This is a genomic window from Sphingomonas sp. PP-F2F-G114-C0414, from assembly GCF_003688595.1.
Classification (GTDB): Bacteria; Pseudomonadota; Alphaproteobacteria; order Sphingomonadales; family Sphingomonadaceae; genus Sphingomonas.
The window spans coordinates 69,229-94,518 of the sequence record NZ_RCWT01000010.1 but is presented as its reverse complement, the minus strand read 5'-3'; the positions used below and the strand labels follow the sequence as shown (position 1 = coordinate 94,518).

At 65.2% G+C, this 25,290-nt stretch carries 20 protein-coding genes; 14 read left to right on the top strand and 6 right to left on the bottom strand.

The annotated features are described in order from the left end of the window. The first annotated feature begins 87 nt into the window (after positions 1–87). From C8J47_RS05570 to cobA, 9 genes are all read left to right on the top strand, one after another. Positions 88–1,131 carry a LacI family DNA-binding transcriptional regulator gene (locus C8J47_RS05570; protein WP_121884819.1) on the top strand — a complete coding sequence of 348 codons (1,044 nt, stop codon included), beginning with the start codon at positions 88–90 and terminating at the stop codon, positions 1,129–1,131. Continuing rightward, a complete protein-coding gene (locus C8J47_RS05565) occupies positions 1,128–4,190 on the top strand; it encodes a TonB-dependent receptor domain-containing protein (protein WP_259467376.1) in 3,063 nt (1,020 codons plus the stop codon). Before C8J47_RS05570 ends, C8J47_RS05565 begins: the two co-directional genes overlap by 4 nt. A 449-nt stretch (positions 4,191–4,639) precedes the next feature. Further along, entirely contained in the window at positions 4,640–5,218 is a 579-nt protein-coding gene (locus C8J47_RS05560) for an ANTAR domain-containing response regulator (protein WP_121884818.1), read from the top strand. After that, positions 5,218–6,432, top strand: a complete 1,215-nt coding sequence (locus C8J47_RS05555; protein WP_121884817.1) for a CmpA/NrtA family ABC transporter substrate-binding protein — start codon at positions 5,218–5,220, stop codon at positions 6,430–6,432. The genes C8J47_RS05560 and C8J47_RS05555 overlap by 1 nt, the downstream gene beginning before the upstream one ends. A 384-nt stretch (positions 6,433–6,816) precedes the next feature. Next, positions 6,817–8,199, top strand: a complete 1,383-nt coding sequence (locus C8J47_RS05550; protein WP_121884816.1) for an MFS transporter — start codon at positions 6,817–6,819, stop codon at positions 8,197–8,199. A 38-nt stretch (positions 8,200–8,237) separates the two neighbouring features. Beyond that, positions 8,238–10,739 (top strand): nitrite reductase large subunit NirB, encoded by a 2,502-nt coding sequence (gene nirB / locus C8J47_RS05545; RefSeq protein ID WP_121884815.1) that lies wholly within the window; start codon positions 8,238–8,240, stop codon positions 10,737–10,739. Further along, positions 10,736–11,074 carry a nitrite reductase small subunit NirD gene (nirD, locus tag C8J47_RS05540; RefSeq protein WP_175518279.1) on the top strand — a complete coding sequence of 113 codons (339 nt, stop codon included), beginning with the start codon at positions 10,736–10,738 and terminating at the stop codon, positions 11,072–11,074. The genes nirB and nirD overlap by 4 nt, the downstream gene beginning before the upstream one ends. A 134-nt stretch (positions 11,075–11,208) precedes the next feature. Next, the gene (locus C8J47_RS05535; protein WP_259467375.1) at positions 11,209–13,851 is read left to right on the top strand and encodes a nitrate reductase; all 2,643 of its coding nucleotides are present in this window, start codon (positions 11,209–11,211) and stop codon (positions 13,849–13,851) included. Further along, positions 13,841–14,683, top strand: coding sequence for a uroporphyrinogen-III C-methyltransferase (gene cobA / locus C8J47_RS05530; RefSeq protein ID WP_121884814.1), 843 nt, complete (start codon positions 13,841–13,843; stop codon positions 14,681–14,683). Before C8J47_RS05535 ends, cobA begins: the two co-directional genes overlap by 11 nt. On the opposite strand, the gene C8J47_RS05525 is transcribed toward cobA, so the two are convergent. Next, positions 14,628–16,385, bottom strand: a complete 1,758-nt coding sequence (locus C8J47_RS05525; protein WP_404969263.1) for a chloride channel protein — start codon at positions 16,383–16,385, stop codon at positions 14,628–14,630. The genes cobA and C8J47_RS05525 overlap by 56 nt on opposite strands. 74 nt (positions 16,386–16,459) lie before the next feature. On the opposite strand from C8J47_RS05525, the gene C8J47_RS05520 reads away from it, so the two are divergent. The 3 genes from C8J47_RS05520 to C8J47_RS05510 all read left to right on the top strand — a co-directional run bounded on the left by C8J47_RS05520 (position 16,460) and on the right by C8J47_RS05510 (position 19,060). Further along, positions 16,460–16,870, top strand: coding sequence for a MarR family winged helix-turn-helix transcriptional regulator (locus tag C8J47_RS05520; protein ID WP_121884813.1), 411 nt, complete (start codon positions 16,460–16,462; stop codon positions 16,868–16,870). A 130-nt stretch (positions 16,871–17,000) separates the two neighbouring features. Beyond that, positions 17,001–18,542 carry an MFS transporter gene (locus C8J47_RS05515; RefSeq protein ID WP_121884812.1) on the top strand — a complete coding sequence of 514 codons (1,542 nt, stop codon included), beginning with the start codon at positions 17,001–17,003 and terminating at the stop codon, positions 18,540–18,542. 329 nt (positions 18,543–18,871) lie between these two features. Continuing rightward, entirely contained in the window at positions 18,872–19,060 is a 189-nt protein-coding gene (locus C8J47_RS05510) for a hypothetical protein (protein WP_056049842.1), read from the top strand. Between the two features lie 86 nt (positions 19,061–19,146). Here the strand turns inward: C8J47_RS05510 and C8J47_RS18850 are convergent, their stop codons facing one another. The 5 genes from C8J47_RS18850 to C8J47_RS05490 form a co-directional block, all read right to left on the bottom strand. After that, positions 19,147–19,593 (bottom strand): hypothetical protein, encoded by a 447-nt coding sequence (locus tag C8J47_RS18850; RefSeq protein ID WP_147454286.1) that lies wholly within the window; start codon positions 19,591–19,593, stop codon positions 19,147–19,149. Positions 19,594–19,760: 167 nt separating this feature from the next. Then, positions 19,761–20,153 carry a hypothetical protein gene (locus tag C8J47_RS05505; protein WP_259467373.1) on the bottom strand — a complete coding sequence of 131 codons (393 nt, stop codon included), beginning with the start codon at positions 20,151–20,153 and terminating at the stop codon, positions 19,761–19,763. Positions 20,154–20,380: 227 nt separating this feature from the next. Next, positions 20,381–21,505, bottom strand: coding sequence for a hypothetical protein (locus C8J47_RS05500; protein ID WP_147454285.1), 1,125 nt, complete (start codon positions 21,503–21,505; stop codon positions 20,381–20,383). Positions 21,506–21,647: 142 nt separating this feature from the next. Then, on the bottom strand, positions 21,648–22,478 hold the full coding sequence (locus tag C8J47_RS05495) for a 23S rRNA (adenine(2030)-N(6))-methyltransferase RlmJ (protein WP_121884809.1): 831 nt from the start codon (positions 22,476–22,478) through the stop codon (positions 21,648–21,650). A 366-nt stretch (positions 22,479–22,844) separates the two neighbouring features. Then, positions 22,845–23,747, bottom strand: coding sequence for an SDR family oxidoreductase (locus C8J47_RS05490; protein ID WP_121884808.1), 903 nt, complete (start codon positions 23,745–23,747; stop codon positions 22,845–22,847). Between the two features lie 96 nt (positions 23,748–23,843). On the opposite strand from C8J47_RS05490, the gene C8J47_RS05485 reads away from it, so the two are divergent. Beyond that, entirely contained in the window at positions 23,844–24,680 is an 837-nt protein-coding gene (locus tag C8J47_RS05485; protein ID WP_121884807.1) for a helix-turn-helix transcriptional regulator, read from the top strand. A gap of 65 nt (positions 24,681–24,745) precedes the next feature. Then, positions 24,746–25,249, top strand: coding sequence for a peptide-methionine (S)-S-oxide reductase (locus C8J47_RS05480; RefSeq protein ID WP_121884806.1), 504 nt, complete (start codon positions 24,746–24,748; stop codon positions 25,247–25,249). The last annotated feature ends 41 nt before the right edge of the window (positions 25,250–25,290 follow it).

Genomic DNA, 25,290 nt, shown 5'->3' with positions numbered 1-25,290 from the left:
GTTTCTGGATCATGTAACCGGTTACATCAAGAACAAGATGCCGGTGGCAACACGTAAGACCGGTGCCAGAGGGGACCCTGACGCTTCATGCCGTACGCCACCGTCCGTGATATTGCCCGGGAAGCTGCGGTGTCGGTGGCGACCGTGTCGCGGGCGCTGAACGGGCACAGCAACGTCCGTCCGGAAGTCCGCGAGCACATCGAAAGCGTCGCCACGCGACTCGGCTACGTTCCCCACGCCGCGGCCCGACATCTGAGTTCGGCGCGGTCGGGGATGATCGGCGTCGTGGTCCCCGATCTGCACGGCGAATTCTTCTCCGAACTGTTGCGCGGCATGGACCGCGAGGCGTCGGAGCTCGGCCTCTTCCTCATGATGATGGTCATGCACGGCGACGCGCAGCGCGGCGTCGCAGCGTTGCACGCGATGCGTGGCCGGGTCGACGGGCTGGTGGTCATGGCGCCACAGGTGTCAGCCGGCGAGTTGCTCGCGCACCTGCCGCAGGGCATGCCCGCCATCCTGGTCAATTGCGCGCCCGGCCAAGTCGGCCGTTCGGAGCTGCGCATCGACAATGTCGCGGGCGCTACCGCGCTGGTCGAGCATCTGATCGCGGGCGGCCGGCGGCGGCTGGTCCACATCGCCGGCCCGGAGGGCAACATCGACGCCGAAGAGCGGCTGCGCGGCGCGCGCGATGCCTGCGCCCGCGCCGGACTCATGCTGCACGTCCTGCCGGGTGATTTCCGGGAGCCCGCCGGGGCTAGCGCGGTGGCGACGCTGCTCGACGACGGCACCGAATTCGACGCGATCTTCGCGGCCAACGACATGATGGCGATCGGCGCGATGATGGCGCTGAAGCGAGCCGGCGTCGCGGTCCCCGACCAGGTCGCGATCTGCGGCTTCGACGACGTTCCGCTGACCCGCCTCATCTCGCCGTCGCTGACCAGCGCCAGCATCGACATCGCGAGTTTCGGAGCGGGTGCCGTCGCGCGGCTGGTGAAGGCGATCGCGGGCGAAGACGACGGCCTGATCGAGCACCGCGTCCCGGTCGTGGTCGTCCGCGAGTCGACAGGTCAAATGCTTTTCAATGTCCACAACAAGACACCCGAACAATCGGGAAAAGGGGAACTACGATGAACAAGATGATGTTGCGTGCGGCGGTGGTATCGCTGACGGCGCTGTCCAGCGGGCTGCTGTTCGCGCCCGCGCCAGCTTCGGCACAGGTCGGTCAGGCGTCGTTGCGCGGCACACTCACGGCGCCGTCCGACAATCCGGTGATCGAAGTCGCCGCGGTCGAGATCTCGACCGGCATCCGCCGGGTCGTGCCCGCCGACGCAGCAGGCGCGTATAACTTCGCGTCGCTGCGCGCCGGCACCTACCGGCTCGAGATCAAGCAGCGCAACGGCACGCGCAATTCGGACGCGTTCACGCTCCGCGTCGGCCAGACCGCCGGCCTGGACCTCGATCTGTCCGCCGCGCCCACCCCGACTGCTCCCGCAACCGAAGGTGCCGCGCCCACCACGACACCAGAAGCCGGCACCGATACCGCGGCGGCAGGATCCGGCGGCGAGATCATCGTCACCGGCAACCGCATCCGATCGCTGTCGGGCGGCCAGGTCGGTAGCGTCATCTCGTCGCGCCTGATCGAGCAATTGCCGCAGAACAACCGCAACTTCCTCGCATTCGCCGATCTCGCCCCCGGCGTCCGCTTCATCGAGGACTCGAGCGGCTCGTCGCGCATCCAAGGCGGCGCGCAGGACAGCCGCACGGTCAACGTCTTCATCGACGGCGTCAGCCAGAAGGATTACGTCCTCAAGAACGGCATCACCGGTCAGGACACCAGCTCGGGCAATCCCTTCCCGCAGCTCGCGATCGGCGAGTATCAGGTGCTGTCGTCCAACTACAAGGCCGAGTTCGACCAGGTGAGCTCGGTCGCGATCACCGCAGGCACGAAGTCTGGAACCAACGAATTCCACGGCGAAGCGTTTTACGACTTCACCAATCAAGACCTGCGTGATCGTCGGCCGAGCGAGATATTTCCGACCTATATCCCCAAGACCGACACCAGCAACAAACAGTTCGGCGCCGCATTGGGTGGCCCGATCATCAAGGACAAGATGCACTTCTTCGGCACCTACGAAGGCAAGCGCATCTCCAGCCCGTACGATGTCCGCCCCAACAACAACTTCCCGATTTCGTCCGTCCCGGAGCAGTATCGCGACAATTTCGGGACGTTTGCGCAGCAGTTCAAGGAAGACCTGTATTTCGGCAAGATCGACATCGTGCCGACCGACAACGACCTGATCGAACTGTCCGGCAAGTACCGCAAGGAATCCGGGCTTCAGAACATCACCGGGATCGACGCGGCGAGCACCGCCACGCTGAACAAGGTCGAAGATAAGCGCGGGCTGCTCCGCTGGCAGCATACCGGCGATCAGTGGATCAACGATGTGCGGGTGTCCTATGAGAATGCGATCTTCTCACCGACGCCCTCGACCGATGGCATAACGCAGTTCTTCCAGTCGACCGAACGGTTCGGGACATCCGTCCAGCGGAATGACATCCTGCGGTTCGGCGCGGGCAGCAACTTTCAGTCGAAGGGCCAGAAGGGCTGGACCCTGCAGGATGATTTCACGTTCACCGGCTTCAAGGGCCACACGATCAAGGTGGGCGGCAAGGCCAAATGGGTGAAGCTCAACTCGCTCGAGCAGAACTTGACCAACCCGCTATACACCTACGACGTCAACGCGATTCCCGGCGTTGCGTTCAACGACACGCTGCCCTACCGGCTCCAGTTCGGTGCAACGACGGATGCGTCGGGTAACGCGACAGTCAGGTCCAACAACTTCCAGCTCGGGTTCTACGCGCAGGACGATTGGGACGTCACCAGCCACCTTACGCTGAACCTCGGCCTGCGCTGGGATTACGAGCGAACACCCGCTTATCTCGATTACGTGACGCCGGCGGTCAACGTGGCGGCGGTGTCGCTCGCCAATTATCCGAACCTCAGAAACGCCGATTACGACATCAACGACTTCATCACCGACGGCAGCAAGCGAAAGGCGTTCAAGGGCGCGTGGCAGCCGCGTCTCGGCTTCACCTATCGCTTCGACGAGGCGGGTCGCTTCTCGATGTTCGGTGGCTATGGCCGGTCGTACGACCGCAACCAGTTCGACTTCCTGCAGCAGGAGGTCAGCCAGGGCCGGTTCCAGGTCCGCAGCTTCAACTTCATCGGCAATGACTCGGTCAATCCCTGCACGCCAAGCCAGACCTGCATCGCGTGGAATCCGATCTACCTGACCGACGCCGGACGTCAGCAGTTGCTCGGCGCCGCGACCGGCGGCGGCAGCGAGTTCCGCTTCATGAACAACGATCTCAAAGTGCCCTATTCGGACCAGTTCAGCCTGGGCGTGCGCGGTCGCTTCTCGCCGGTCGAGCTCGAGGTCGGCGTCACCCACATCGAAAGCAAGGACGGGTTCGTCTTCCTCCTCGGCAATCGCAGGACGGACGGCTCGTTCTTCTTCAACGATCCGACCTCGGCGACCGACGTACCGCAATCGCCCATCACCTTCACGCCAAACGGTTATGGCTCGATCATTCTCGGCGGCAATGGCCTGAAGACCAACTCGGACGCTGCCTATTTCAAGCTGACCAAGGTCTATTCGGCGTCCTCGCCGTGGAGCATCGACGCCACCTACACCTACACCCGGGCAGACGAGAACCGGAAGTTCGGCGAGACCTATTCGCTCGATTACGCGCAGATCTCGGATTACCCCACGCTGCGCTCGTCGGCCGTGCCACGGCACCGGCTCGTGATCGCGGGCAGCGTCGACACGCCGATCGGCGTGACCTTCTCGAGCAAGTTCCAGATCGAATCGCCTGCATTTGTAAAGGGCTTCATCGACAATGCGGATCCGTTCGGGCGCATCCTTGTCGGGCGCCAGGTGGATAGCCTGGGCGATGTCTGGGGCCGCCGACAGCTGGATTTCGCGTTCACCAAATATGTGCCGATCGGCTTCGTCAGCGATCAGGCGCGGATCCGCATGCGCGTCGATATCCTGAACGTGATGAACGATCGCAACTATGTCGACTTCAACAGCAATGCGAGCGATCCGGCCTTTGGTCAGCGGTCGTCGTACAGCATCGGCGGCAACCCGCCGCGCACGGTCAAGCTGTCGGCGGGCTTCTCGTTCTGACCCCTTTGGTGGGTCGCGGCCTGTCCGCGACCCACCACGTTTCCGGGCGAAATCTCGCTATCGGAGGACGTCATGATTGATGTCAGGCTGAAGAAGCCGGTCCCGATGCCGACGGTGTCATTCGATGATGTACGCACTTGCGCTGATCGCAATCGCTCAACGCTGAAGCCACTCACTTTCGAGTGACCATCACCGCGCGGGCGGGGGCGTCGACCCATAAGCAGTCGTTTATGGGTAATTAGCGGCGTTCCAACTTTCGCCCTATATTAACGGCGATTGGCTTTATTTTTCAGCAGCTTAGAAAGGCGTTGAGGCGTAGATTTTTCAATGACAGTTTGGCTGTTTGGCGCAGCGATCGGTCTCAAGCCGTACTCGCTCTCTTCGCCTACTGTGCCAACCTAAATCGATGTGCCCTCGCCATGAGGATCGGTGCAGCATAAGACCGCCCGATGCGGATCGCGATCATCGACACGAGCAACACGCGGGCGGCGATCATCTCGGACGGCCTGCGCGAGGCGGGGCTCGACGATATCGTCGTGATCGACGGTACGTTGGGGATGGTCGCGGCGCTCGAGAGGGCGGCGCCCGAAGTGGTGTTGATCAACCTCGAGAACCCCAGCCGCGACGTGCTCGAGGAGTTCTTCGCGGTGTCGCGCGCACTGGCCCGCCCGATCGCGATGTTCGTCGACCAGAGCGACGCGGAATCCACCGCGGCTGCGGTCGATGCGGGGGTCTCGGCCTATATCGTCGACGGGCTGGCCAAGCAGCGGATCAAGCCGGTCATCGACCTCGCGATCCGCCGGTTCCAGGCGTTCGCGCGATTGCAGGCGGAGTTGCACGAGGCACGGAGCGCGCTGGCCGATCGCACCACCGTCGACCGCGCCAAGGCGATCCTGATGAAACGCCGCGGGATCGACGAGCCGACCGCGTACGGCCTGCTTCGCGCACAGGCGATGCGATCCAACCGCAGGATCGCCGAGATCGCCGACGCGATCATCACCAGCGATGCGCTCATGGGAGATTTGTGATGGCGCTCGACCGGGTCCGCATCGGTTTCCTCCCGCTCGTCGATGCGGCGCTGCCGATCCTCGTGCGCGAACGTGGGTTCGCCGAGGCCGAGGGACTGGAGATCGAGCTCGTCCGCGACATGACCTGGGCGACGGTACGCGATCGGCTGCTGTACGGTCACACCGATGCCGCCCACATGGTCGCGCCGCTGGCGATCGCGACGGCGCTGGGGCGTGGGCGGCCAGCGGTGCCGATGGCGGTGCCATTCGTGCTGGGGTTGAACGGCAACGCGATCACGCTGTCGCTGCCGCTCGCCGCGCTGGTGATGGACGGCGATACGCTCGGCGATCCGGTGGTGCTGGGTGCGCGACTGAAGTCAGTCGCAACCGAGCGTGCCGCGACGGGGCGGCGGCTGCGGTTCGGCGTGGTGCATCGCTATTCGAGCCATAACTACATGCTGCGCTACTGGCTCGCCGCGGTCGGCATCCGCCCGGATACCGACGTCGAGATCGTCACGACCAGCCCGACCTTCGCCGCCGATGCACTGGCGGCGGGCGAGGTCGACGGCATCTGCGTCGGCGAGCCCTGGAACGGCGTCGCGGTCGATCGCGGGGTCGGGCGGATCGCGCTGGTGACGGCGCAGGTCTGGCAGCGTGGCGTCGAGAAGGTGCTGGCAATGCGCGCCGAGACGCTGGTCGAGCGCGGCGACGTCGTCCACCGGCTGATCCGTGCGCTCCATGCCGCCGCCGCGCAGTTCGTCGATCCGGACACGCTTGAGGAGAATGCGGCGATCCTGTCTCGCCCTGAGTATCTCGATGCCCCGGTCGACGCGGTGTCGCGGGCGATCGGCGACCGGGTGCGGCTGGTGAAGGACGCGGTGCCGATCCACGTTCCCGACTTCATGTTCCAGTACCGCGAGGCGGCGAACTTCCCTTGGCGCAGCCAGGCAGCGTGGCTGTATTCGCAGATGGTGCGGTGGGACGGCACGCCGTTCTCGGCTGAGGAGGCGGACGTCGCGCAAGGCGTGTTCCGTCCTGACGTATATCGTGCGGCGCTGGCTGGCTCGGGCGCGCCGTTGCCCAATGCGAGTTCAAAGCTGGAGGGGGCGATCGGCGCGGACAGCATCGGCGCGGGATCGACGCAGGGGCGGTTGATCCTCGGGCGCGATGCGTTTTTCGATCGGCGGGCGTTCGATCCGGACGATATCGAGGGATATCTGGCTGGGTTGCCCTAAGCATTGCCTTCGCCCCTCCCTGGAAGGGAGGGGTTGGGGGTGGGTCGGCCAGCTTGAGCCACTGCGGTTCGCACTTGCGGAAGCCGACCCACCCCCTGCCCCTCCCTTTCAGGGAGGGGTGTTTTAGCGGTCAATCGCCCCGCCCAACCCAAATCTGCTGCACATGCGAAATGACGCTTGCGCGATACGGCCACTTCGGTCATCTTCGCATCGTCCGGCAAGGGAGTCGGACACGAAATCATCGCGAAACCGGTTCCAACGACGGGACCTGACCGCGTAGGACGATCCACCGATCGTCCATAGGCAACGAAGCCGCTCCGATGCGTCCGCAAGGTCGCCGTCGGGGCGGCTTTTTCTTTGTCCATCGCAGATGGGGGACCAGCCATGTTGTTCGCATCACCGGGTATCGACGTCACCGCGCCTCAGGCCACACGGATCGACCTGTTCAGCGCCGCCACGCCGCAGATGCGCGCGTTCCACGTTACGTGGCTCGCGTTCTTCGTGTGCTTCTTCGCGTGGTTCGCCGCCGCGCCGTTGATGCCGCTGATCAAGGCCGAGTTCGGGCTGAGCAAAGACCAGATCGCCAACATCAACATCGCCGCGGTCGCGGTGACGATCCTGGTGCGGCTGGTGGTCGGGCCGCTCTGCGACCGGTTCGGCCCCCGGCGCACCTATACGTGGCTGCTTCTTATCGGTGCGATTCCTGTGTTCGGACTGGCGTTCGCGCAGACCTACGAGACGTTCCTGTTCTTCCGCCTCGCGATCGGCGCGATCGGCGCGTCGTTCGTCATCACGCAATATCACACCAGCGTGATGTTCGCGCCCAACGTCGTCGGCACCGCCAACGCGACCGTCGGCGGCTGGGGCAATGCGGGCGGCGGTGCGGCGCAGAGCCTGATGCCGCTGGTCGTCGCGGCGCTCGTCGGCCTCGGTGTCGAGCACGCGTTCGGCTGGCGCGCGGCGATGTTCGTGCCGGGCGTCGCTATGGTCGCGATGGCGTTCGTCTATGCGCGCTACACGCAGGACACGCCGCAGGGCGACATCGTCGACCTCCGCGCGGCGGGTATCGAACTCGACGGCGGCAAGGCGACCGGGATGGCGATCTTCCGCCGCGCCGCCGCCAATTACCGGACCTGGATGCTGGCTGCGACGTACGGCGCGTGCTTCGGGGTGGAGATCTTCATCCATAACATCGCCGCGAGTTATTACGTCGACCGGTTCGGGCTTTCGCTGACGAGCGCAGGGCTGGCCGCCGGGATCTTCGGCGGGCTTGCGCTGTTCGCCCGTGCGCTCGGCGGGATCGCGAGCGACCGGATCGCGCTCGTGAAGGGCCTCGACGGCCGCGCGCTGCTGTTGTTCGCGCTGATGCTCGGCGAAGGCGTCGGGCTGGTGCTGTTCGGTCATGCCGGCAGCGTCACGCTCGCGATCCTGGCGATGACGATGTTCGGGCTGTTCACGCACATGGCGTGCGGCGCGACCTATGCGCTGGTGCCGTTCATCGACCGCAAGGCGCTGGGCGGTGTCGCCGGGCTGATCGGCGCAGGCGGCAACATCGGCGCGGTCGCGGCGGGGTTCCTCAACAAGGCGTCGGCCACCCCGCAGCAATGCCTCATCGTGCTCGGCTACGTCGTCGCAGGCACCGCGGTCTGCGCGCTCGCCGTCCGCTTCTCCGCCACGCACAAATCGAACGAGCGCGCGCTGCTCGACGCGGCGCTCGACGCACGCCGCACCAGCGACCGCTCGGTCAACGACGCGCTCCCCGCATGACCCTCCCTTCCCCGGCTCCAACCCGACTGGATGATCTGATGGAACACCAACCCCCCTTCCCCGACACCGTCTTTTCGAAGAGGCGCGAGCACCTCGTCGTGATCGGCAACGGCATGGCCGGCTGCCGCGCGGTCGAGGAACTGATCGCGCGCGATCCGACCCGGTACCGCGTGACGATCTTCGGTGCCGAGCCGCACGTGAACTACAACCGCATTATGCTGTCGCCGGTGCTAGCAGGCGAGAAGACGTTCGAGCAGATCGTCATCAACAACCACGCCTGGTACGCGACCAACACGATCGACCTGGTGACCAGCGACCCGGTGCAGGCGATCGACCGCGCCGCAAAGACCGTCACCGCACGATCGGGGCTGACGGTGTCGTACGACCGGCTGCTGATCGCGACCGGCTCAGATCCGTTCATCATCCCCGTCCCCGGCAAGGACCTCCCCGGCGTGATCTCGTTCCGCGACATGGCGGACGTCGATCACATGCTGGAGGCTGCGGGCAAGGGCGGCGCGGCGGTCGTCATCGGCGGCGGGCTGCTCGGGCTGGAAGCCGCACACGGCCTCACCTTGCGCGGGATGAAGGTCACGGTGATCCACCTGATGCCGACGCTGATGGAGCGGCAGCTCGACGAGGCGGCGGGCTGGCTGCTCAAGTCGGCGCTGGAATCGCGCGGCCAGGTGATCCTCACCGAGGCGAACACCGCCGAGATCGTCGGCGACACACGCGTCGAGGGCGTGCTGCTGAAAGACGGCACGCTGATCCCCGCCAGCCTTGTCGTCATGGCGGTCGGCATCCGCCCCTCCGTCGCCCTCGCGCGCGACGCCGGGCTCGAGATCGGCCGCGGGATCAAGGTCGACGACCACATGGTCACCAGCGACCCGTCGATCCTCGCGGTCGGCGAATGCGTCGAGCATGACGGCAACGTCTACGGCCTCGTCGCGCCGCTGTGGGACATGTGCCGCGCGCTCGCCGATGGATTGACCGACAGTCACAGCGGCTATCGCGGATCGGTGACCTCGACCAAATTGAAGGTCGCCGGGCTCGATGTGTTCTCGGCGGGCGATTTCTCCGGCGGCGGGGCGTGCGAGGACATCGTCCTGCGCGATGCGTCGCGCGGCATCTACAAGCGCGTCGTGGTCAAGGACGACCGGATCGTCGGCGCAGTGCTGTACGGCGACACGACCGATGGCGGCTGGTATTTCGACCTGCTCAAGCGCGGCGAAGACATCGCGCCGATCCGCGACATGCTGATCTTCGGCCAGTCGTTCGCCTCGGGAGGAGGCACGGCGGACCCTAAGGCGGCCGTTGCGGCGCTCTCCGACGATGCGGAGATCTGCGGCTGCAACGGCGTCACGAAGGGCAAGGTCGTGGCGTGCATCGGCGCCGGCAACGCGACGCTCGACGCGGTCCGCGCGACCTGCAAGGCGTCGGCATCGTGCGGATCGTGCACCGGCCTCGTCGAGACGCTGCTCGCGGTCACCTTGGGCGACGAATATTCGGGAGAACGTTCGGTAAAGACGATGTGCAAATGCACCAGCTTCGGCCACGACGACGTCCGCCGCGAGATCGTCGCGCAGGGTATGCGGTCGATCCCCGAAGTGATGCAGAAGATGAGCTGGTCGACGCCTGACGGGTGCTCGTCGTGCCGCCCTGCCCTCAATTACTATCTGCTCTGCGCTCTACCGGGGGACTATAAGGACGACCAGCAGAGCCGCTACGTCAACGAACGGCTGCACGCCAACATCCAGAAGGACGGCACCTATTCGGTCGTGCCGCGGATGTGGGGCGGGCTCACCAACCCGCGCGAGTTGCGCGCGATTGCGGACGTCGTCGAGAAATACGACGCGCCGATGGTCAAGGTGACGGGCGGCCAGCGGCTCGACATCTTCGGGATCAAGAAGGAAGATCTGCCCGCGGTCTGGGCCGATCTCAACGCCGCCGGGATGGTCAGCGGGCATGCGTACGGCAAGTCGCTGCGCACCGTGAAGACATGCGTCGGGTCGGACTGGTGCCGGTTCGGGACGCAGGATTCGACCGGGCTCGGGGTCAAGGTCGAGCGGATGACCTGGGGCAGTTGGATGCCGCACAAGTTCAAGATCGCGGTCAGCGGCTGCCCGCGCAACTGCGCCGAGGCGACGATCAAGGATTTCGGCGTGGTCTGCGTCGACAGCGGCTACGAGCTGTCGGTCGGCGGCAATGGCGGGATCAAGGTCCGCGCCACCGACTTCCTGTGCAAGGTCGCGACCGAGGAAGAGGCGATGCAGTACTGCGCCGCGTTCATCCAGTTGTACCGCGAGGAAGCGCGCTATCTGGAGCGGACCGCGCCGTGGATCGAGCGGATCGGCGTCGCGTATATCCGCGAACGAATCGTCGACGATGCGGAGGGCCGCGATGCGCTGGCGGCACGGTTCCTGTTCTCGCAGCAGTTCACGCAGGACGATCCGTGGGCGGCACGCGCGGCGGGCGAGCATCGCGAACAGCATGCGCCGATGGCGCGCTTCACACCTCTGGACGCATCGAGGGAAATGGCATGATCGGCGAATGGCTCGATATCGGCTGGGTCGATGAGATCCCGGTGCGCGGCAGCCGCACGGTGCAGGTCACCGGGGGCGACGACATCGCGGTGTTCCGCACCGGTGATGGCAAGGTGTTCGCGCTGGCCGATCGGTGTCCGCACAAGGGCGGGCGGTTGTCGCAAGGGATCGTGCATGGCGGCGCGGTGGCGTGCCCGCTGCACAACTGGCGCATCGCGCTGGATACGGGCGAGGCGCTCGGCGAGGACAAGGGGTGTACGCCGGTTATTCCGGTGAAGGTGAGCGGTGGGCGGGTGTTGCTGTGCCGGACCTCGACGATGAAAGCCGCAGCATGATCCTCCCCGGCACGGGGAGGGGGACCGCCGCAGGCGGTGGAGGGGGGCCTCCACGAAGCGAGACGCCTGCGGAAGGAGGGCCTCAACAAGGGAAGCCGCCTGCGGGAGGGGGGCCTCCACGAAGGGGGACGCCTGTGGAAGCCCCCCTCCACCATCCTTCGGATGGTCCCCCTCCCCGTGCCGGGGAGGATATCCGCACGACGTGCGCGTATTGCGGTGTCGGCTGCGGTATCCTCGCGACGCCGACTGGCGAACGCAGCGTCACGATCAAGGGCGACCCCGACCACCCCGCCAACACCGGCAAGCTCTGCTCGAAGGGCACCCACCTCGGCGAGACGATCGGACTCGAACGCCGCCTGCTCACCCCAATGATCGGCCAGCGTCGCGCATCCTGGGACAAGGCACTCGACCTCGTCGCCAAACGCTTCCGCGACACGATCGCACAGCACGGCCCCAACAGCGTCGCCTTCTACGTCTCCGGACAATTGCTCACCGAGGACTATTACGTCGCCAACAAGCTGATGAAGGGCTTCATCGGCTCGGCCAACATCGACACCAATTCGCGGCTGTGCATGGCGAGCGCAGTCGCGGGCCACCTGCGCGCGTTCGGCGAGGATATCGTCCCCGCAAGCTACGACGATCTCGACGCCGCCGACCTGATCGTGCTGGTCGGGTCGAACACCGCGTGGTGCCACCCGGTCGTCTATCAGCGCATCCGCGCGCGCTGCGACGCGGGCGCGAAGCTGGTGGTGATCGACCCGCGCCGGACCGAGACCGCGGACGAGGCCGACCTCCATCTCGCGATCCGACCCGGCACCGACGTCGCGCTGATGAACGGCTTGCTCGCGTGGTGCCGTGACGCGGGCGTGGTCGACTACGACTATCTCGCCGCACATGTCGCGACGCCCGATGCGTTCTGGGACCAGTTCGACGAGGGCAGCGACCTGTGGTCGGTGGCGCGCATATGCGACGTTCCGCCGCAGGACCTCCGGCGCTTCTTCGAACTGTTCGCCGCGACGCCGAAGACCGTCACTATGTTCAGCCAGGGCGTGAACCAGTCGCTGTCGGGCACCGATCAGGTCAACGCGATCACCAACCTCCACCTCGTCACCGGGCGCATCGGCAAGGCGGGTGCGGCGCCCTTCTCGATCACCGGCCAGCCCAACGCGATGGGCGGTCGCGAGGTTGGCGGGCTCGCGTCGAGCCTCGCCGCGCACATGGATTTCGCGCCCGAGAACGTCGCCCGTGTCGGCCGGTTCTGGGCTGCGCCGAACATGGCGACCAAGCCCGGGCTGAAGGCGGTCGACCTGTTCCGCGAACTCGGCAACGGCCGGATCAAGGCGCTGTGGGTGATGGCGACCAACCCCGCGGTGTCGATGCCCGATGCCGGCCGCGTGCGCGAGGCGCTGGCCGCCTGCCCGTTCGTCGTCGTCTCCGACGTGATCGAGACGACCGACACTTCGGTCCACGCGCATGTCCGCCTGCCTGCCGCGGCATGGGGCGAGAAGGACGGCACCGTCACCAATTCCGACCGCACGATCAGCCGCCAGCGCGCGTTCATGGCCGCGCCGGGTGAGGCGAAACCCGACTGGTGGATCATCGCCGAAGTCGGGCGGCGAATGGGCTGGAAGACCGCGTTTTCCTATGATCGCCCGGCCGAGATCTGGCGCGAACATTGCCGATTGTCGGCCTATGAGAACGGCGGCACGCGGCTGTTCGCGCTTCCTGGCCATGCCGCAAAGGGCAACGCCGAGTATGACACGATGACGCCGTTCCGTTGGGGCGGCGCACCCTTCGCGGACGGCCGGTTCTCGACTCCCGATGGCCGTGCCCGCCTCGTGCCAGTGGCGCAAAAGCCGGTTGCCGCCCCGCTTACGCAATGGCCGATGACACTCAACACCGGGCGCTACCGCGACCAGTGGCACACGATGACGCGCACCGGCCTGTCGCCCAAGCTCGCGCGCCACCGCGAGGAACCGCTGGTCGAGATTCACCCCGACGACGCGGTGCGGCTGGGAATCGTCGATGGCGGCTTGGCGCGCGTGACGACGCCGCAGGGCGATAGCCTCTTCCGCGCAACCGTCGTCGCGACGCAGCGGATCGGCGAACTGTTCGTGCCGATTCACTGGACCGACCGTACCGCGACCGGTGGCCGTGCAGGGCTCCTCCCTCGGCCGCTCGCCGACCCTGTCTCGGGTCAGCCGGGCTTCAAATCCACGCCCGTTCGGGTCGAGCCCGTCGCGACCGAATGGCGCGGCTTCGTCGTGGTCCGCGGTGAACTGGCGACGCGCCCCGATTGCCTGTGGGCGACGCGCGTCGCGGTACCGGGTGGAACGGCGTGGGACATGGCGGGCAACGGCGACGCCGCCGCACTCGACGCGCTGCTGCCGAAGGGCCAGCGGATCGAGGCGGTCGATGCGGCTCGGGGCTCGCGCCGGATCGCGATATTGGAGGGCGGCAGGCTCGCCGCCGTGCTGTTCGTGACCCGGGACGGTGCGCTTCCGCCCCGCGACTGGCTCGTCGCGCAACTAAGCGAGGCCGTCGCCGCGCCCACCCTGCTCGCCGGCCGCGCGCCGGGCGTGCAGATCGACCGTGGCCCGATCGTCTGCGCGTGCTTCGACGTCGGGCTGAAGACCATCCTCGCCGCGATCGCCGACCAGCTGCTCGCCGACGTTCCTGCGATCGGGGCTGCACTGAAAGCCGGCACCAATTGCGGATCGTGCCGCCCTGCCCTCGCCAAACTCCTCGTCACGCAAGGATCAGTCCATGTCGCATGATTTCCCGCCCGGTTCGGTCTGGCTGGTCGGTGCCGGCCCCGGCGATCCCGACCTGCTCACGCGGAAAGCCGAGCGACTGATCGCGGTGGCCGATATCGTGTTCTACGACGCTCTCGTCGGACCGGGCGTCCTCGCACTCATTCCCGACGGCATCGAGCGGGTAAGTGTCGGCAAGCGATCGGGCCGCCATTCGAAGGATCAGGTCTCGATCAACGTCCTGCTCGCCAACGCAGCGCTCGCCGGTAAGCGCGTCGTCCGGCTCAAGGGCGGCGACCCGTCGATCTTCGGCCGCTCGACCGAAGAGCTCGACCACCTCGCCGCGCAAGGCATCACGGTACGGATCTGCCCCGGCATTACCGCCGCCAGCGCCGCCGCAGCCTCGGGCGGCGCCTCGCTGACGCTGCGCGGTCTCGCGCGCAAGCTCACCTTCGTCACCGCCCACGCCCGCGCCGGCGAAGCGCTCGATCTCGACTGGACCGCGCTCGCCGCGCCCGATGCCACGCTCGCCGTCTACATGGGCCGCGCCGCCGCCGGCGAAGTCGCGCGCAACCTGATCGCGGCCGGGCGCGCGCCCGATACGCCGGTCATGGTCGCGGTCAACGTCTCGCTCCCCTCCGAGCGCATCCTGCGCGGCCGGCTATCGGCGCTCGCGTTCCTGGTCGAGACGATCAGCGATCATGATCCGGCGCTGCTGCTGATCGGCGAGGCGATTGCGGTATCGTCGATAGCATGCGGTGCAAACGACGGCGCAGACACGCAACTCGGAGTTCAGGCTCCTAGCGCGAACCGGCCCGTCCGGTTTCCGACTGACGCTGCGTCCGGCGAGCTTTGAGCAAGTCCTGACGCGAGAGGATGCCGACAACCTGTCGCGTATCGCGCGCGATGATCGGCACGCGTCCGACGCCGGATTCGACCATCATGTCGGCGACGACTCCGATCGGCGTGTCAGGATACGCGACGAGCAACGAAGCGTCCGACAAGGTCTCGGTCAGCGACACGTCGGTGCCCGGTTGCATCGTCCGCCAGCGCAACGCGTCGGTCCGCGACACCAGGCCAAGCACGCGACCCGCATCGTCGACGACCGGATAGCTCCGATGCTCGGCGCGCTCCGCGAAAAAGGTTGCCGCGTCTGCGGTCGTCATCGAACCCGGCAACGTCGCGGGCGTGCGTGACATCAACTGCTCGGCCTGCATCAGATCAAGGGGATCGACGCTATACTCCTGCAGGATATGCCGGCCGCGGCGCGCGATCTTCTCGGTCAGGATCGATCGCCGCATCAGCAAGACGCTGGCCGCATAAGCGGCGGCGGCGGCGGCGATGGTAAGCGGCAAGGCATCGAAATGCCGCGTCAGTTCGGCCGCGAACAGCGCCCCGGTGATCGGCGCGCGCATCGCCCCGCTCATGATCCCGGCCATCCCGATCATTGCCCACAATCCTGAACCGCCGGGCAGCACCTGACCGATCAGCGCGCCCGAGGTGCCACCCAGGATCAACAGCGGCGCAAGGATACCGCCGGACGTTCCCGACCCCAAGGCGACCAGCCAGACGATCGCCTTCACGACCAGCAGTGCAAGGATCACCCGCACCGCGAGCGATCCGTCGAGCAACGCCTGGATATTGGGATAGCCGGCGCCCAGGACATGCGCGTCGACCAGCCCGCCCAGTCCGACGACGACCCCGCCGATCGCAGGCCACCACATCCAGTGCACCGGCAGGCGGTGGAACGCGTCTTCAACCGCGTACAGCGCGACCGACAACGTCGCCGCCAGCACGCCGGTGGCGAGGCCGACTCCTGCAGCCAGCGCGATCGGCCAGCCGCCGGACGGGGTCGTACCAGCGAACGGGAACATCGCGCCGCCGTCGAGCAGCACCGGCCGCCACGCGAACGCGACCAGGACGGCGACTACCACCGGTACGAAGCTGCGCGGCTTCCATTCGAACAGCAGCACCTCGACGGCCAGCAGGATCGCGGCGAGCGGCGTCCCGAAGATCGCGGTCATGCCCGCCGCCGCGCCCGCAACGAGCAGTGTCTTGCGCTCGGCGGCACTCATGTGGAAGCGTTGCGCGAACAGCGATCCGATCGCCCCGCCGGTCATGATGATCGGCCCTTCCGCCCCGAACGGCCCGCCGCTGCCGATCGATACCGCGGCGGATAGCGGCTTGAGCAGAGCGACCTTGGCCGACATCCGGCTTTCGCCGAACAGGATCGTCTCGATCGCCTCGGGTATGCCATGCCCCCGGATCTTGTCGGAGCCGTAGCGCGCCATCAGGCCGATGATGAGACCGCCGATAACGGGAATGGCGACCATCCACGGCCCGACGAGCGTGTCGACGATCGCGGCTGACCGCGTGGAAAGTCGACCGAACCAGAAGAGGTTGGTCGCGAGCGCGATGAGTTTGATGAGCATCCATGCCGCAAGCGCCCCGCCAGTCCCGACGACGATCGCCATCGCCGCCAGCATCAGCATCCGTCGGTCGGCGCTATGGTCCGCGAGCCGGTGGTTTTCGATTGCTCGTACCGCTGCGATCATGATGAGAGTCTTTCGCCTCCAAGGAAGGCAGACTATTATATCGTAGTGCGATATATATCAACACGGGCTGACGGGCGATGAGTGATACGGACGCATTGAAGGACGCCGATTATCGGGCATTGGCGGATTTTCGCCATACGTTGCGGCTGTTCACGACCTTCAGCGAGACTGCGGCGGCGGCGGCTGGGCTTGCGCCGCAACAGCATCAGGCGCTGCTCGCGATCCGGGCCGCGCCGGTCGACGACATCACGATCGGCTATGTCGCGACTCGGCTCGTCCTCAAGCCGCATAGCGCCTCGGGACTGATCGACCGTCTGGAGGCGTCGAACCTCGTCGTTCGCTACAATTCCGACGGCGACAAGCGCCGCTCGCTACTCCGGTTGACGCCCGAGGGCGAAACGATGCTTGCGGGTCTGTCATCGGTTCATCGCGATGAGATCGCCCGTCTCCGGCCCATGCTGACCGAAATGCTCGATCGGTTTGGATAAGGCATGCGCCCGTGCCCGGCGGGAAACATCTGTAGCGATACGATCTAAAATGCCAAGGCAGGCCTGCGCGTATCGGTAGCCGCTACGCAAACGACCACAGCGCGGAACGCGGTGGCGAAACGAGGGGGAAATGCAGACGATGGTGACCGGTAGGCGGGGCCTGTGGGCCTTCGTGCTCGGCTGTATCGCGGTGACGATCGGGGTCGCCCTGCACCTGCCGATGTTCCTGATGGCGCGCGGCATGGGCTACCGGATGGCTGGAATGCCGATGGACGTCGGCATGCTGGCCGGCATGGCGCTGATCGTCGGCGGGACCGGCCTCGCCGCCTATGGGTTGCTCCCGGGCGATGCGATGCGGTTGCGGCGGCAATTGACGCATATGACCGTCACCGGGCTGCAGGATGCACCGTTGCGCGCGTCGCACTGGGTCATGATGGGCGCACTGATCGTGGCGCTGGTGATCGACGTCATGAAGCCTGCCGCGCTTGGCTTCACCCTGTCGGGCATGACGAGCGAATATGGCGTGTCGCGTGCCACCGCCTCGCTGGTGCCGTTTGCCGCGCTGTCGGGGACCGTCGCGGGGTCGATCCTGTGGGGCTTAGTTGCGGACATATACGGGCGCAAGGCGTCGATCCTGCTCTCTGCGGTGATGTTCGTCGGCACGTCGATCTGCGGCGCGATGCCGAGCCTCGCCTGGAACATCGCCATGTGTTTCATGATGGGTGCGGCCGCCGGCGGGATGCTGCCGGTCACCTATGCGTTGCTCGCGGAGATGATGCCGAACCGACACCGCGGCTGGAGCCTCGTGCTCATCGGCGGCCTGGGCGCGGCGGGCGGCTATTTCGCGGCCAGCGGCCTGTCGGCGCTCCTCCAACCGATCTTCGGGTGGAGGATCCTGTGGCTGGCCAATCTGCCGACCGGACTGCTGCTGATCCTTCTTGGGCGGCTGATCCCGGAATCGCCACGGTTCTTGGTCGTTCAGGGGCGCACGCACGAGGCGGAGATAGTGCTCGCACGCTTCGGTGGCGGGCGCGTGACGAGACAGGACGCGCTGTCGAATGATGGGGCGAACGTTGCGGCACGGCCGACCTTGCGCAATGCCGGGGCGCTCGTCGCCTTCAGCATCGCCGCGCTAGCCTGGGGCTGTGCGAATTTCGGCCTATTGCTGTGGCTGCCCGCCGATCTCGTCGCTCGCGGTTATAGCGTCGGCGTGGCCAGCGGATTGCTCGCCAAGGCGTCGCTGATCGCGGTCCCCACGATCTTCGTCGCGGCGCTGCTCTACAGCCGATGGAGCAGCAAGGGTGCGCTCGTCGCAGCCATCGCGATGCTCGCCCTGGGGCTCGTCGGTGTATTGTGGGTCGAGCGGCAATCCGGCGCCGTCAGTCCCGTCCTGCCGGTCGCCGCGCTGATCGTAGGCGTCAACGCGATCATCGCCATCTTGCTGCCCTATGTCGCCGAGAGCTTCCCGGCGCGCGTTCGTGGGCGCGCCACGGGATGGGTCGCGGCCTGTTCAAAAGCCGGTGGCCTGGGCGCACAAGGGCTCGCGATTGCAGGTGCGGTCCCGCCGCTGGCGACCGTAGCGGGTCTAGTTCTGGTACCGACGGCCGCTTCTCTCGTACTTGTGGCGTGGCTGGGTCGCGAAACCAAAGGACGAGACGTCGACGTCATCTAGCCGGCCATTTGGATGTACAAATCGTCGCATTAAACAAATGACGGCGTCTGATAATCTTCGGGCCAAGCCAGCATATTTGTAATAAGCCTCTTCAAACTGCCAAACCTAAAGCGAATAAGGTCAGCTACAGATACCACAATCGGACGCTCACGCCCCTTCCCCAGCTTTCCAACTCCGAACGCTGGTTCAGCTTTGCGATAAGACCGATTTTTGAGCCCCGGTTATCCGCTCACGAATGTCGTGATTGGGAAAGAAAGCGGACAGGCAGGTTTCGGCACTTCACGAGTGCTAAACAGACGTAGACTTCGCACCAGAGGAGGCATAGTTCTATGCAGATTGCCGAGGAGATGCTGATGTTTCCGGTTTGGGTCTATTTTGCAGTCGCGCTGGGGATCGCGCTGATCGCCTTCGCTATCGAGCAAGTTGCGTCGGGGATCGGTATGGCCTTCGTGGCGCTCACCTCGACCATGTGGACTGCATACTCGATTTCCCGCGCCAAACGACGTCGACGCTGCTGATCGGCAACTATGGGAGGAAAGCCGACCTTCCGCTTTCGGGCAATAAACGGTCTAGATGACCAGTTGGTCTTTCGATATGCCGAGGGCTAAGATTGTTGGGGGAACCAGCCATTAGGCTGATCCGTGAATCCAAAGTAACCGACACTCCATCCTGTTGGGGTTTTTACGAGATCAAACTCCCATCGTGTAACCATATCTCGATGCTGGACAAAGTAAAATTCTCGAACTGCCATTGTGCCAAGGGTAGTAGAAGATAATTTTTCATATGAGATCACGGGCCCGTAAGCCTTGATGGCCGCGTCGATCTGTCCGACCATTTGCTCGCTAGTTCCAGGTCGCTGCGCCCAAAGCGGGGACGAAGACAGCAGCGTCATGACTGCCTCATTACCTTTACCCGCCTTCAGCGCTGCGAGGAACGATTGGACTTGTTCATCTCCCTGCTTAGCTTCATTCTGCGTGACAGCGCCCGCTGTTGCCAACGAGGGGGTGGAAACTGCTAGTATGGCAAGGGCGATGCGAACCGTTGAGAGCATAAATTTCTCCTAAGGCGTTCTATTTATGCACCCAGTACGTGACGTCAATTCTGAACGAATGGCGCCTTTCGAGTAGCTCCCGTTAAAACGCGACTGTCGTACAATGATCGGTCCTGCAGTGGCAGATTTGCACCGCGACGACCGTGAACAACGCTGCCGCAACACCGTCAGCGGCGCGCTTCGAACCAATCGGTCGCATCCTCCCCGTAAAGCAACAGGATCGCCAACGCTTCCATCGCGAGTTGCAAAGCCGAGGTTGCGATGATCGCAGCATCATGTTGCGCCAGCGGTTGGATCAGCCCTGATCCGCGCAGAAACGCAATGCTCGTCACGACTCCAAGAAGCCAGCGCAGAGCCAGCGCACTGCGAGCAGCGCGCGACGCCGACAAGACCACCAGTAACATCAGGAACAAGGCCAGCCCCAGGCCGACTGCCCGGATAGCCTGGATCCGCATGACCAACGTCGTCATCGCCTCGGGTGCGATCGGAAAGGCGAAGCTCATCGTGCGTGTGGCGTAGTACGCCAGTGCCGCCGAAAACATCAGACTGATCGCGAACAAGACCGCGAACAACCGGATCGAGAGGGATGTCGCCAAATTGCCTGCTCCGGATGCATGGCCTTATGCCACGTTGAAGCGCGGTTTAGCCCCTAAGACCTTCCTAGCCTTTAACAGCCGCGTAGAACGCGCCTTCCCTGCAGCCATCGGACAGTATCGTCGATCGAAGCAATGGACACATTGAGGGCGTTGCCGGGTAGTTGAATTCGACAGTCCGGTATCCCGCTGCACTACCGCCCGGTGCGCACGACCGAAACGCTGTACTGCGGGGTGAGCGCGCAGTCCGAGGGCGCCGTGCCGAACGCTGCGTGATCCAGGCAATTGGCCGCAGATGCGAAGTTCGCTCCAATCGCGGCCCTCACGATCCCGTTGTCGCGCATCGACGCATCCATGCCGCCGCCGCGGGCAGACGTGGTGATCTCTCGATCAAACAAAGTCTGCCCGTTGTCGACCCGATCCAGGCGGTAGTGGAGCGTCACGCTCGTCGTGTTGCCGCTGCCGATGTGGAACGGCGTCTTGTCGCCCAGCCATGACACCACGAGCCGCTTACGCCCCGCTGCTGGCGCGAGGAGATTCATCTGCCGGAAGGTTTCGCGCAGCGCTGCATTGATGCTGGAACGCTTGGCCGCCGCTATGAAGTTCAGCGCCGAGCTCTTTACGGTGGCGGGAAGGCCCTGAATCTCGCCGATCGTGACGTCGTGGAACAGCGGGTGCGACGATCCGACGGGTGTGGGCGCCTCCGGTGCAAAGGGGAGCCCGATGGCCACCATGGAAATATCGTTCGACGATTTGGCGGGGGGAGCATTGATCGGCCCGACGTCGGCGGAAGCCGCCTGCAGGATCGCAAGCGAGACGCTCCGCGCCTTACCCCTATAGACGCTGACGCCCGCCTGCACGGTGATGCCTTTGCCCAGATTCCAGACGCTGAAGTCATCCTTCTTGTAGTCGCCCGGTCCAGGGGCTGCAGCGCCAGCGTTCAACCCCGGCCCAACGGCGGCCGCGATGTCACGGCCGGTAAGGCGAGTACCCGCGGTGCCCGTCACCTGGCAAACGGCGGTGAAAGCACCGGAATTGTCGTGGGTGAGGACCAGCATCATACCACCCTTGCTGAACACATGGGGGAGCATCATCGGCCTGTTGCCGATCATCGCTACCGAGGGCACCGCGCGCTCGATCCACCCGCGCGCGACGGCCGCTTTCGCAATGGCATCGAAGTCTGGAAAGCTGCCGCGGCAGGTCTCGTTGAATGCCTGGAGATAGACGGAAGGACTCGGCTCCGGGACGTCGGCCGCCGCGGCTGTCGCGTAAAGGACCGTGATGGCCGTCAATCGGGATGCGCGCAGCATGAGGGGCATGATCGTCTCCTGTACCTCGGGAGGGCGCTAACCCTTCATCCTTACGATCCGTTGAACGGGCGATCGGTTTTCGCGGCGCGGTCATCGCCACGAAGTAGCGAGACGATGCGTAGCCGCCGAACGGGGCTACGCGGGTTTTGCTTCAATCCTCCAACCACGCGGCTGTGATCTCGCCCTTATGCCCTTCCGGTGCCAGCACGGCACGCAGCGCGTCCAGCAGAGGCGGCAGCGCCTGCATGAAAGCGTAGGGCGGATTGACGATGAAAAGGCCAGCGCCATTATAGATGCCGGGCTGATCGTCATCGTACAACCAATGCTCCACCCCCAGCAATTTGGGCATGCCGAGCTTGCGTAACTCCGCCTTCCACCGCGAATGCGTGGCGCGGTCTTTCAGCGGATACCAGATCACCGTCACGCCGTGCGCCCATTTGCGGTGAGCGGCGGCGAGCGTGGCCGTGATACGGTCGCGCTCGTCGAGCTGCTCGTACGGCGGGTCGACCACCACCACGCCGCGCGCGGTCCGGGTCGGCAGCATCGCCAGCCAAAGCTCGTAGGCGTCGCGCTCATGCACGGCGGCGGATGTACCGCGCATCACGCCGCGCAGGGTATAGGCGTCCTCGGGATGTTTTTCGTTCAGGATGAGGAAGTCCTGCGGGCGCAGAAGCTGCGCCAGAACCCGCGGCGAGCCGGGGTAGAAGTGCGGCTCGGCCCCGACATTCACCGCCTGCACGACGGCGCGGTAGTCGTTGAGCAAGGGGTTCGGGTCGGCGAAGGCCCGTAGCACGCCCTGCGTGGATTCGCCGGTGCGCTGGGCATCCTCGCCGCCAAGGTCGTACAGCCCGCAGCCGGCATGGGTATCGATCAGCGTCAGCGCGCCCGGTTTTTGCTGCAAGGCCCGCACGAGAGCGATCAGCAGGCTGTGCTTGACGACATCGGCACTATTGCCGGCATGAAAGGAATGGCGATAATTCATTGCAACTCAAAATCCTGACGATCTACCTTGATGCGTGCCGCTGGGCGCGGTTGCCGAGCGCGAGGCGACCGAGTACCTGATGCGATGCCAGTATAAAGTCAGGCGGAAACCTTCAACGCACTTCTGAGCGAGGCTTCAAGCCCGCATTGGCGGTCGTCACTAGGGCAGAGAGGCGAGGCCCCGGCAGAGGCGCCGACCCAGTAGCAGACAATCACGCCGCCCTGACCCCAACTCGTTTTGGCGCGGATCAATCGCGACATCGGATACCGCGCCGAACTCCGAAGGCGATTCGACTTGCGTTGGAGGCAGGCAAGTCCGTTGCACGCCGGCTGGTGTTGCCATCAGTCGGCATGCAACGGCAGCCGATCACGCGGCTACAGGGACGGAATAGTCCATCGCGGCAAGATCGGTCAGCAGGTCAGGACCAGTTGGCTTCCATCCCAGCCGCGCCTGCGTCCAATTACTCGATGCGATCATATCGAGTGCGGCAAAGGGCGCCATCCAGCCGAAGTAACGCTCGACCTCGTCGTTTCCGACTGAGCGGACCGGCAGTCCGGTCCCTTTGCCGATCGCCTCGGCGATAGCGCGTGCATCGACGCCCTCCTCTACCGAAGCGTGGTATCTCGCGCCTGGCTCGCCACGTTCGAGAGCCAGAACGTAGAGCTTGGCGACGTCGCTGACGTGCGCGGCAGCCCAGCGCGTCGTGCCCTCGCCTAGATACGCCATCGCTCCGGCACGGCGCGCCTCCGCGATCAGCGGCGTGATCAACCCGGCCTTGGTGGTGTCGTGCACCTGTGGCAGCCGAATGGTGCGTACGTCGATGCGTCGGGCGATCAGCGCCGCGGCGGCGAGCTCGGTGACGATGCGCGGATTGGCGTGGAGCGGGTTGAGTACGTCCTCGGTCGCAGGACCGCCGTTCCGCGGCGTGCCGATGCCGATCCCCGAGGTAATCAGGATCGGCTTGTCGGTCCCCGCCAGCGCATCGCCCATCGCCGTGATGTTGCGTTCGTCCTTTGCCGTGTTCGCGAGGAAGGCCTCGAAATTGTGGTCGAACGCGCAGTGGATGACCGCGTCGGCCGCTGCCACGCCGCTGGCCAGCGTCTCCGGCCGTTCCAGGTCGCCACGATGAACTTCGACCCCGGCCCGCTCGAGCTGCTGGGCACCGGCGTCGGAGCGCGTGAGCCCGAGCACGTGATGGCCGCGGTCGAGGAGCTCGGGGATGACGTGGGAGCCGATAAAACCGGTCGCACCGGTCACAAAAACGCGCATGGGAAATCTCCTTGTTGCCTGGCAACCATATTCAACTCCTCGCCAACGTGTTAAAGTAGTGAGCTTATCGTGGTATAATCTTCAACAGGATCGATCATGGCCAGCGATGTGCCCAATCCGCTCGGGACCTATCTGCGGGATCGCCGTACCCGGCTCGACCCTGCAGCGTTCGGGTTTGCGGGCGGGCGCCGCCGCACGCCCGGTTTGCGCCGCGAGGAAGTGGCGAGCCGCGCGAACATCAGCCCGACCTGGTACACCTGGCTCGAGCAGGGCCGCGGCGGTGCGCCATCGGCCGACGTCCTCGATCGCATCGCGAGAGGGTTGATGCTCACCGAACCGGAGCGCGAGCACATCTACATGCTCGGTCTCGGGCGTCCGCCGGAGGCACGCTACCAGCCTGTCGAAGGGATCACCCCGCGGCTCCAGCGCGTGCTCGACGGGATGGTGCTGAGCCCGGCGATCATCAAGACGGCGATGTGGGACGTGGTGGGCTGGAACCGAGCGGCCGCGGTGCTGCTGACCGACTATGCCAAGCTGCCGAGGGAGGGACGCAACATCCTGCGGCTGATGTTCGGCAGCGACCATGTCCGTGCGCGCAACGCCGACTTCGACAGCATCGCCCGCTTCGTGGTGGGTGCGTTTCGCGCCGATGTCGCACGCGCGGGCGCCAGCACCAGCATCGAGGTCACGAAGCTGGTCGCCGAACTGTCGCGGCTCAGCCCGAAATTCGCGGCGATGTGGGAGGATAACGACGTGGTCGCCCATGGCGACGGGGTGAAGCGCATCCATCACCCGGATGCGGGACTACTCGCGATGGAGTTCTCGTCATTCGCCGTTGAAGGACGCCCCGAACTTGGCATGATCATATACAACCCCGCTTCGCCAGACGATGCCGAGCGGCTGCGCGTGTTGCTGAACGGTGCCGGCGACTGACTGGGATTGAAGACGCCGACGCGGGTCACGAAAACGCCGGCGCTGAGGGATGCGGAAGGTTGGCAATGGAAAAGATCGGCTTTGGTGGCGGGTGCCACTGGTGCACCGAGGGCGTGTTTCAGGCGCTCAAAGGCGTTTACCAGGTGGATCAGGGATTTATCCAATCCGAGGCCCCTTCGGACACATGGGCTGAGGGCGTGCTCGTGAGCTTCGATCCCACGGCCATAAGCCTGGCGACGCTCGCCGAAGTCCATCTCAGGACCCATTCGGCGAACGGGACCTACTCTCCCGGCGGAAGGTATCGAAGTGCGATCTACGTCGTTGATGCGGAGCAGCACGAGATAGCCGCACGGACGATCGCGCGGTTTGCCACAGAGCCGGGCAAAGGTCCCCGGACGCTGGTTCTTCCGTTCATCGGTTTCAGACCCTCTGAAGCACGCTACCAAAACTACTATCAAACTGATCCAGGCAGGCCGTTCTGTCGCCGCTACATCGATCCCAAGCTGGACTATATCCGGCACCATTTCGCCGATGTTGCCCTTCCCGATGCCGCGGGGCACCAGCCATAAGCCGCGACGTGCCGTTCGCCCGGTTCGGCTGTCCCTTATCG